The sequence below is a fragment of the Pseudomonas sp. 05T35 genome, assembly GCF_056396605.1.
In genome coordinates, this window is the sequence record NZ_JBFTLU010000150.1 from 1 (window position 1) to 9,274 (window position 9,274).

The following is a 9,274-nucleotide window of genomic DNA, read 5'->3' on the forward strand; positions in this document are numbered from 1 at the left end:
GGACCTAGGTGGGGGGACAAATGGGGGACAAAAAGAACAACCGCCTTAAAAACCAACAAAACAAGGCGAAAATCAGAAAATAATGCCGCCCACAAGCCGGCTTTTTAATGCCYGAAATAATCCTGCCCCATCCGGGAATCCACCTGATCGCCTGGCTATTCCCCCTGTCCAATCGTGTTCAACGCCATTTGACCTGACCCGACGATGAAGAAGTGGGGAGGACAAATAGAACGACAGGGAAAATCCAACAGGCAAGCCGAATCCAATACAAGTCGAAAACCTGACCGAACCCGGCACCTACGAAGCGGTTTTTACGATGCAGACTGCAAAAAATGCCACAGAACATCGTCATTAAAGTCACGAATGACACTCTGGGCACCGGCTTCTCGAAGCTGCTGATCTTGCAACCCCGATAACACACCAAAAGTATGGATACCGGCCGCATGAGCTGACTGGACACCGGCCAGCGAGTCCTCGAAGGCGATGGCGTTGTCAGCTGTCACGCCCAGTAGCTCAAGAGCCGTCAGATAAGGCATGGGATGGGGCTTGCCGCGTTCGAGTTCACCGCCGATGACRATGCTATCGAAGCGATCGACGATGTTCAGGCCCGTCAGCATGGCCATCGCATTTTCTCGCGGCGCGTTCGTCACCACCGCCGTGCGCAGGCCGAGCTGCTGGGCATGGTCGAGAATCCGTGACACGCCAGGTGTGGGGATGGTTTTACCCAGTTGGGCGCGGAACATCGCCTCTTTTTCCGCCGCCAGCTCAGGGTATTTCGAAGCCGGCAGACCGGGAAACAGTCCGCCAAAGATCATGTCATCGGGAAAACCCATGACGTTGGCCTTGTAGTAGGTGATGTCCATCGACCGATACCAGCGCGCCAACAATTGGTTATAGGCTTTCAAGTGCAGTTCATCGGTGTCGATGAGTGTACCGTCCAGGTCGAACAACAGTGCAGATAGGCCCATTGATCCTTACTCCTGTAAATTTATGGCCGTGTTGCCGGCGGGCGAGGTGCCACGCAGCCCCCGCACCAACGGCAGCATGAGAATGGGATAGACGATCAGCAGGCTGAAGGCTGCCTCGACCCCGATCCGCTCGGACAGCAGCCCCAGCAGGAACGGCGCCAGCAATAGCGCCACGCCAACCGCTTGCGACGCCTGGGTGCTGAGTGCGGAACTCGCCTCAGGGGCGACTCTCATTGCAGAACCGAGAATCAGCGGGAAAAAATTACCGAGACAGGCCCCCAGCAGGAACGTGAGGATCGCGGTGGCCACCATCCCCCGGATGAAAAACAGCGCCAGCAGTGTTGCGATCGCCCCCAGTATCACGCCGGTCAGCAGCACCAACGGCRTCACCCGGCGCAAGGCGTGACTGCTGGCCAGACGCCCACAGACGGTGCCGGCGAAATACACGCTCATCAATGTCGCAGCGACGGATGCCGTGATCTGCACATGGGCCTTCATGTATTCAGCGCCCCAGAAGCCAACGCCCCACTCGGCCGAAATCCCCAAAAGCACCAGGGCCCACAGGCTTGCGCGGGTCATTCGTGCAAGGCGCAAGGTGTCCGGGGAATTGGTCGGTTGTCCTCCCTGGGCAGGCGATTGTTCCGGGCGATGGATCTTCAGCGGCGCCGCGAACAGCATCAAGGCACACGCGCTGACGATCAGCGGAGCCGTGCGCCACGACAGCCCGAGAGCCGTAACCCCGCCCACCAGCAACGCCCCTCCCAACACGCAGAGACCAGCCACCACATGCGCCTCCACCAGTTTCGCGGCGGCATGCTGGCGATAGCGCACGCCGAGCATGGCCTGACCAACGGCCATCACCAGACCACCCGACAGCCCCATCAACACGCTGCCAGACAGTGTCATCGGTAAACCGTTGGCCCCGGCAAACAGCCCGCTGGCCACGACAACGCAGCCTGTTGCGATACGCCCCATGCCGACCCGCAACGCCCGGCGCTCCAGCCAGCGATACGGAACACCGATCAATACCAGCCCCAAGGCATACGCCGCGAAGTGCAAGCCCGTCCAGCGCAGGTCCAGATCGAACTCGGCCCGCAGGAACGGCATGATCGGGCCGAGCATGCCTTGCTGGGCGCCGAACAACCCGAACATCAGATAGATCGCCCACGGGCGCCGCTCAAGCCCTGCGTCTCGGGATGACGGGAGCGGACTTGTCGATTCATTGCGCGCCATGTCCGTCATTGATCGGCCGCCCCTTCGAAAAGCGAATGCCATCGCGCGCAACGGGCAACCTTGGCGCGACTGGCCGTGCCCGCATCCAGCGCCCGCAGATCGACCGCGGCCAGCCCGGCGCTCGAGACACCGCCCACCACAACCTTGCCATAACGCCGGCTGATCGCTGCGGCGTCCGGCGAGAGCATCCAGGCCAGTGCTTGTAAGGCCTGTGCCGCCTGGCGTGAATCGGCTCGACAGCCGAAGACCTCGAACTCATAGCGACGCGTGTCGTCGGGTACGCACCAGCGCAACGACGGATGCTCCTGAGCAGCGCGGGTCGCGGCGGTCGAGACCGTCACACCGACCCACGCACGGCCTTCGAGCACGGCCTCGATCGGCGCCGTGGAAGACCCGCTGATCGAGGGTTGCAGCCGGGCAATATCGGCAAGCATCTCCCACGCCCCATCGCCGTAATGTTCCAGGAGTGCACTCAGATGCAGATAACCGGCGCCCGATCGGGCCGGGTCCGGCAGCGCGATGCGTTGCGACCACGCCAACGTGTTGAGCGCTTCCCAGTTATGGGGTGGCGCCAGTCCGTGTTCGGCAAGCACTCGCGGGTCGTAACAGAATGCGGGCACGAAACCCGACGGGCTGAACCAGCGACGATCTGCAGCGACGGCCTCTGACGGCAACGCCGAACAATCGAGCTGTTCAAGTGGCAGCAGCCGCGAGGCGAGCGCTGGGTCAAGGAGCGCCGTCGCTGCGGTTCCCAGCAACAGATCCCAGGCGCCGGCCGTGTCGGTTTTCACGCGTTCGATCAACTCTGCGGTTGACCAGCGTGTGAGGCGTATGGGCATACCGATGTGGGAGGCAATACCGTCGACGAACTCGGCGAGTTCGGCGTTTTCCATCGAGCTGATGGCGACAAGTTCAGTCATGCCCGGCCTCAATCCAGTAGCCGGTGCAGTTTGGCGTACTGCAAGAGCATGATGGTCTTGCCATCGGTGATCTCCCCCGTCTCGATCATTGCCAATGCATCGTCGAGGGGCAATTCGAGCACTTCGATTTCCTCACCCTCCGCTTCAACACCTCCGCCCTCGCCCAATTTGTCTTCGTCGAAATATTCCCCCACGAAGAAATACAGGCGCTCGGTGACCGACCCCGGGCTCATGAACGCCTCGAAGACCTTGCGCACTTCTTCAATGCGATAACCGGTTTCCTCTTCGGTTTCCTTGCGGATACAGGTATGCGGATCGTCGCGATCCAGTAGCCCCGCGCAGGTTTCGATGAGCATGCCGTCGTGCTCGTTGACGAACGCGGGAAAGCGAAACTGCCGGGTCAGGACCACGGTTTTTTTCAGCTTGCTGTAGAGCAGAATCGTCGCGCCGTTGCCCCGGTCATAGGTTTCCCGGGACATGTTGCGCCAGGTCCCGTCCCGTCCCAGGAAATCGTAGGTGGTCTTGCGCAGTACGTACCAGTTGTCCGACAGTACTTCGACGTGCTGGATACGTACCCGGTCCTTGGTGGCGATAGCCTGGTTCATGATCTTGTTCCCAGATGAGTGGCGTTAGGGGCGACGGTGAGCAGGCGCGCGACCATCTCTGGATCACGCCGCTCAGGGGCCGTCATCACGGCGGTGTCCAGTGCATGGTCGCATCCGCACGGGCAGGCGCCGTGATGCTTACCGAGCTGCGAGACCGCCTCGGTGACCAGGCGACGGGTCAGTGAGAAGGTGTCGGCCATCCGCTGGGCAACCAGCGTTGCGTTCACATCCTCGTGGGATTCATGCCAGCAATCGAAGTCGGTCGGGATGGCGATCATCGCGTAGCAAAGCTCCGCCTCGCGCGCCAGCTTGGCTTCGGGCATGGCCGTCATGCCAATCACCGTGCCGCCCCATTGACGATAGAGATTGGATTCGGCACGAGTGGAAAACTGCGGCCCCTCCATCACCACGTAGGTACCGCCATTGCGCGCCTGCACATCGGCTGTTTCGGCACTGGCCGCCAGCACCGAACGCATACGCCCGCAGACGGGATCGCCGAACGGCACGTGGCCGACCAGGCCCGGGCCGAAGAAGGTCTTGTCGCGCTGGATCGTGCGATCGATGAATTGATCAATCAACACGAAGCTGCCCGGTGGTGCATCGTGGGTCAGGCTGCCCACGGCACTGACCGACAACAGTTGCGTACAGCCAACGCTGCGCAACGCGGCAATATTGGCGCGCACGTTGATGGACGCTGGCGGGATCGTGTGCCCGATCCCGTGGCGTTGCACGAACGCCACCGGTACACCATTGAGTGTACCGAGGGTGACCGGAGATGACGGCTTGCCGAATGCGGTTTCGCAGTCGACCTGCTGCACGTCTGCCAACCCGGGCAATTGTTGAAGACCACTGCCACCAATGATGCCGATACGTTGAATTTGCCGGGATGCTGTTGAATTAGTCACGMATTGCCTCTCGTCTTCAGGGTGGGCTCTTCTTGTCCGGCAATCACCAGACGCTCATACAATTCGGAAAGCGCGGTCGGTGCACTGCCACGGCGCAGCAACAGGCCTTCACTGGCGTTGGTGCTGTAGCGGGGCTCATGGATTTTCAGGTGCCGGTCGATCGCCGGCAGATAGTTCCAGCGCACGCCGGGGTACAACGAGTGCGCCAGGTGGTAGGCATCGGACGTCGGCGCAATGAACACGCGGATCAACCATCCTGTCAGGCCGAAGTAATCGGTCGGCCTGCCTGCGAGGTATTCGAGATCGCGTCGATCTTTCGAAGCCCCCTCGATGAACCAGCGGTGTTCGGTGAGCAGCGAGACCCAGGCGAACACCGGATACGAAGTCAGCAACGKGACCAGCCAGCCAAACATCACTCCCTTCCAGCCGCCCGCCCAATAGAGCAGCGCCGCGACGGCTATCACACACAAACACCGTACAACCGTCGTCAGCCGCGAGTGGTTCAACAGGCTGCTGCGCGCCATGGTGCTCAGGTTCACCCAGGCACCACGCGGTGTCAGCGGGTATAGCAGCAGCGTGTAGAACCCTCCGGGCGAGATACCGGCCACATAACCACCGGCATGCACCCGTGCACGGTTGGGATCAAGCTTGGGGTGATTGGGGTTGCGATGATGTTCCAGCGTGTGGGTCTGGTGACGACTGCGCATGTCGCGCTTGAACGCCGGGAACTGATAGAAAATATTGCTCAACCACCATTGCCAGGCATGGTTGGGGCACAACGCGAAATGCACGGCGTTGTGACCGAACTCTTGCAGTGCGCGCAGGCGCCCGCCACTCCAGAGCACCACGGCCAGCCACATCAGCGGCGTTGGATAGATCGATGCAAGCAGAACCCCGGCAACGATATCCAGCCATGTCCAGATAAAGGGCAGCGGCGCGAACCATTCATCGAGTGGCCGGTAGTAATGCTCCTTGCGCCCTTCAATCCGTGGAACCAGCTTCAGCAAACGCAAGATGCGCAGCTTGTCGCGGTAATAGAAGGCGACAACCGCGCGCAACGTCAGCGTCGTGGCAATCAGGCAAATCAAGACACTCTGCGATGTGGTCACGATCAGGCCCCCCTCTGCACAGTCGAGAGGGTGTCACGAGGTGCAAAGCGTTCGAGCAGATCGCCCAAGTCCTTGAACAAGGGTGCACCGCTGCGCCGCAGGCGCTCGCTATCCTGGTGGCCGGTCGATACCAGCACTGGTTGCCAGCCCACCGAGCGCGCCACGTCAACGTCATGCAACGTGTCGCCAACCAGTAGCGTTCGTGCGGGTGGCGAGCCGAGTTTCGTTTGCAGGATGGCGGCCTCGGCGGCCTTGCTGGTGGCCTGGTTGTGACTCAGGCCAACAACGTGCTCGAAACGGTCATGCAAGCCCTTGGCCTGAAGGGTCTGGACCAGTACATCGCAATGGGACGCCGACAGGATCGACACCCGGATGCCGGCACGCCCGGCCGCGTCGAGAAACTCGAATACACCCGGGTGCAGCGGACAGTGGGCGACATTCGTGTCGAAATGTTCGAGGTATCGCTGAACGATCGTCGCGAACGGCACACGTTCGAGATCAAACCCGAGCGCCGCATAAAAATCGGCAATCGGGAAATCGAACTTGGCCCGGTATTGGCTGGCGGTAATGGGCGCGACATCAAACTGCTCGCCACAGCGGTTGACCGCAGAGACGGCGAGATCGATATCGTCGATCAGGGTACCGTTCCAGTCGAACACCACGTGTTCGATACCAGAGAAATGCAGGAGATCGTCGATCATTGTCGAGTGTTCCCGGGAAGGATGGCATTGAGTGCGATGCGAGAGGCAATCGCTGGTGTATAAAGCCGGTTGGGCTCCATCACCAGATTGGTCACACCGATTTGTGTTTCGAGCGCACGACGATTGCTCGCTGACAGTTTTCCAAGCCCTGCGCCGTACCAATGATGAAAGCGGGTGCGCCAGGTGCGTTTGCCGATGGTTTCCGGAAAGCGGAAATCCTCGGTCGTGGCCATGTTCCAGGCGCCATCGACCACGCCACACAACAAGCCTTGCAACTGACGACAACTCAGCGACCGCGCCAGTACTTCGTCGAGACGGACATCAATGCAATCAGCCTCAAGCGCACCGATCGTCATGCCCTGGCTGTACAGCGGGTTCATGCTGCTCAAGGCATCACCCACCACCAGCAAACCGTCAGGCCAGTGCTCGATGCGGTCATAGTGGCTGCGGCGGCTGCCGGGCATCTTGAACGTAAAGACCTCCGACAACGGTTCGGCATCGCGAATGACCTCGTGGATATCCGGCACTGGCAGTGCGGCCAGCGCTTGCAGAAAATCGTCCGGGTCCTTGCCGGGAAAGTGGCCAAACCAGCCACCGGTCGTCACCATCCAGCGATTCCCCTCGATGGGGCTGATGACGCCCATCGAGCGCTGCGCCGGCGCGGTTGGCAGCACCAGCAGCACTTGCCATTGCTCAGCAAACGCAGGCAGGCGGCGATAGATGCGCGAGGCGTAGCCCAGTTCGGTCTTGACCACGCTGTTTTCCACGGTCCCGAAACCCGCCTCTTTCAGCCAGGAGGGCATGTGCGTGCCCCTGCCGCTGGCATCCACCAACAGATCACAGGACATGCTGCGCTCACCCGAACCGTCGTCGATGATCACGCCACTCACGGCACGCTGGTCGTCAGCACCGGAAAACTCGACTCGGGTCACCCGCGTACCCGATAGGATGTCGACCCGCGGCACCGACGCCAGACAACGACGCAGCTGGTTATCGATCAGTCGCCGGCTGCAATAATGGGCATAAATGCCACTGCGATAGCGGTTCTTCCAACGCCCGCCCTGGTACCACTTCACGTCGTGTCCCAGGTCCGCCACCTGGGCGCCACTCTGCTCGAGTGCGCTCAGGATGCCGGGGAAAATGCGGTCGATGATCTGCTTGCCGCGCAACAGCAGCAAATGCACGTGATGCTCTTGGGGAACACTCTGGCGCGGACCGGTTTCGTCGTAGAAATCGCTTTTTTCGATCACCGTGACTCGCTCGAAACGACGAGCCAGCACCGCAGCCGTCAGGCATCCGGTCACACTGCCGCCAATCACCACCGCGTGGCGCGCGCGGGTCGCTGAGTCAGGCAGGAGAGTAGTCATTGAGCACCTTGGCGATGTAATGCAGATCGTCGTCCACCAGGTCAGGATGCAACGGCACTGTGGTCAGTGAGCGCAGCAACCTGGCAGCGTTGGGGCAGTCGCGGTGGTACCGGGCCAGCAACGGCAACTGGTACAACGGCTGGTTGTCGTACTTGCCGATATCCGACTCGATGCCATGCCGTTGCTGGTAGTGCACCAACTGACGACCGTCATGCCCTACCGATTGCAGCAACAGCGAATAACCATTCACCTCACCGCCGGCGACCACCGGCAACTCGCGAAAGGCCGGGTTGTCGAGCAACCCGAGCAGCCGTTCGCGGTTACGCAAGCGTTGTGCAAGGTGTRCCCCGAGCTGACGTGAACGCGCCAGGCCGAGCGCCGCCTGCAGGCCACCCAACTTCAGATTGATGCCCAGGGTTTCGCCCGTCAGATTGCCAAAGCGCGTGTAAGCCCGAATGCGCCTGGCCCGACTATCGTCATCGGTCATGACGAAGCCGCCCTCACCGGTCGAGATAAACTTGCAGTCGTGGGTGCTGAAACAGCTGATGTCGCCATGCTGCGCAAGCCACGTGCCGTTCAACCGGGTCATGTGGGCATGGGCCAGGTCCTGAATCAGCGGGATCCCGGCATCACGCAGGAATGCCCACGTTGCGTGCGAACGGATCGGATATCCCCACATCGGCACCTCGATGACCGCGCAGGTGCGCTCGCTGACACAGCGCTGCAGATCCTCCAGGTCAAGGCCAAAACTGTCTGGTGCCACATCGCAAAAGACCGGTACAAGCCCCAGCGCCAGAATCGGCAGCACCGTACAGATCGGGCCTGTCGGGGCGACGATGACTTCATCGCCCGGCCGGAAGTCGACGCCGGCCAGCGCTGCCGTCACCGATGCTGCGCCGGACGACACGGCAATCACATGCCGTACGCCGTACAACGCCGCGAGCGCCGCCTCGTACTCCTCGACAATCGACGACGTGCCGGTCAGGCCCGAGCCCAGGGCTCGTCCAAGCTCGTGCAGATCGTCGCCAGTACCGTGAGTCGCCTTTTGCACGATGGTTCGCAGGTTCATGGCGACACCTTCATGCCAACCAGGTCCCACAGTGCATCGTCCGCGAAGACCCGATCCACCATGCGCCGGAAGTTGGGAAACATCTTCAGCTCTGCCGTCTCCTGACGACTGAAGAAGCGAGCGTGCTCGACCTCTCTGTCGTCCGGGCAGGAGCGCAGATGGGTGGCACACACGTAGATCAAGTCCAGGTGGTAATGCGGCCCGCGCTTGTCATCGATGTATTCGCACAGCACCCGATACGGCTGGTGCARCACAGTGACATCGGTCTCGACATCGGCGAGCGCCTCATCGCGCTCGCCGAGCAGTTCGGCACGGATGCCGGTCTCTTCGAAAATCTCCCTTAATACCGCCACGTCGGGGGTTTCGCCCTGTTCGATATGGCCGCCCGGGTACAACC

10 protein-coding genes are annotated in these 9,274 nt (G+C 61.2%); all 10 read right to left on the reverse strand.

The genetic code is table 11. The annotated features are described in order from the left end of the window. Positions 1-311: 311 nt before the first annotated feature. Positions 312-968 carry an HAD family hydrolase gene (locus tag AC1DH9_RS13755; protein WP_427541761.1) on the reverse strand — a complete coding sequence of 219 codons (657 nt, stop codon included), beginning with the start codon at positions 966-968 and terminating at the stop codon, positions 312-314. Between the two features lie 6 nt (positions 969-974). Beyond that, the gene (locus AC1DH9_RS13760) at positions 975-2,120 is read right to left on the reverse strand and encodes an MFS transporter (RefSeq protein ID WP_477808300.1); all 1,146 of its coding nucleotides are present in this window, start codon (positions 2,118-2,120) and stop codon (positions 975-977) included. Positions 2,121-2,206: 86 nt separating this feature from the next. Next, entirely contained in the window at positions 2,207-3,121 is a 915-nt protein-coding gene (locus AC1DH9_RS13765) for an ABC transporter substrate-binding protein (RefSeq protein WP_427541755.1), read from the reverse strand. Positions 3,122-3,129: 8 nt separating this feature from the next. Beyond that, on the reverse strand, positions 3,130-3,726 hold the full coding sequence (gene nudK, locus AC1DH9_RS13770; protein WP_427541752.1) for a GDP-mannose pyrophosphatase NudK: 597 nt from the start codon (positions 3,724-3,726) through the stop codon (positions 3,130-3,132). Further along, positions 3,723-4,631, reverse strand: a complete 909-nt coding sequence (gene mtnP / locus AC1DH9_RS13775) for an S-methyl-5'-thioadenosine phosphorylase (protein WP_427541749.1) — start codon at positions 4,629-4,631, stop codon at positions 3,723-3,725. The genes nudK and mtnP overlap by 4 nt, the downstream gene beginning before the upstream one ends. After that, positions 4,628-5,740, reverse strand: a complete 1,113-nt coding sequence (locus AC1DH9_RS13780; protein ID WP_477808301.1) for a fatty acid desaturase family protein — start codon at positions 5,738-5,740, stop codon at positions 4,628-4,630. The genes mtnP and AC1DH9_RS13780 overlap by 4 nt, the downstream gene beginning before the upstream one ends. A 2-nt stretch (positions 5,741-5,742) precedes the next feature. Then, positions 5,743-6,441 (reverse strand): HAD family hydrolase, encoded by a 699-nt coding sequence (locus tag AC1DH9_RS13785; RefSeq protein ID WP_427541743.1) that lies wholly within the window; start codon positions 6,439-6,441, stop codon positions 5,743-5,745. Then, on the reverse strand, positions 6,438-7,808 hold the full coding sequence (locus AC1DH9_RS13790; protein WP_427541740.1) for an NAD(P)/FAD-dependent oxidoreductase: 1,371 nt from the start codon (positions 7,806-7,808) through the stop codon (positions 6,438-6,440). Before AC1DH9_RS13790 ends, AC1DH9_RS13785 begins: the two co-directional genes overlap by 4 nt. Further along, positions 7,789-8,877, reverse strand: a complete 1,089-nt coding sequence (locus tag AC1DH9_RS13795; protein WP_477808302.1) for a DegT/DnrJ/EryC1/StrS family aminotransferase — start codon at positions 8,875-8,877, stop codon at positions 7,789-7,791. The genes AC1DH9_RS13790 and AC1DH9_RS13795 overlap by 20 nt, the downstream gene beginning before the upstream one ends. Next, on the reverse strand, positions 8,874-9,274 hold a 401-nt coding region (locus tag AC1DH9_RS13800), incomplete at its 5' end, for an NUDIX domain-containing protein (RefSeq protein WP_477808303.1). The genes AC1DH9_RS13800 and AC1DH9_RS13795, both read right to left, overlap by 4 nt.

Coding starts and splice junctions, on each gene's coding strand:
- nudK (WP_427541752.1), bottom strand. CDS start 3,726: ATGAACCAGGCTATCGCCACCAAGGACCGGGTACGTATCCAGCACGTC.
- AC1DH9_RS13765 (WP_427541755.1), bottom strand. CDS start 3,121: ATGACTGAACTTGTCGCCATCAGCTCGATGGAAAACGCCGAACTCGCC.
- AC1DH9_RS13785 (WP_427541743.1), bottom strand. CDS start 6,441: ATGATCGACGATCTCCTGCATTTCTCTGGTATCGAACACGTGGTGTTC.
- AC1DH9_RS13790 (WP_427541740.1), bottom strand. CDS start 7,808: ATGACTACTCTCCTGCCTGACTCAGCGACCCGCGCGCGCCACGCGGTG.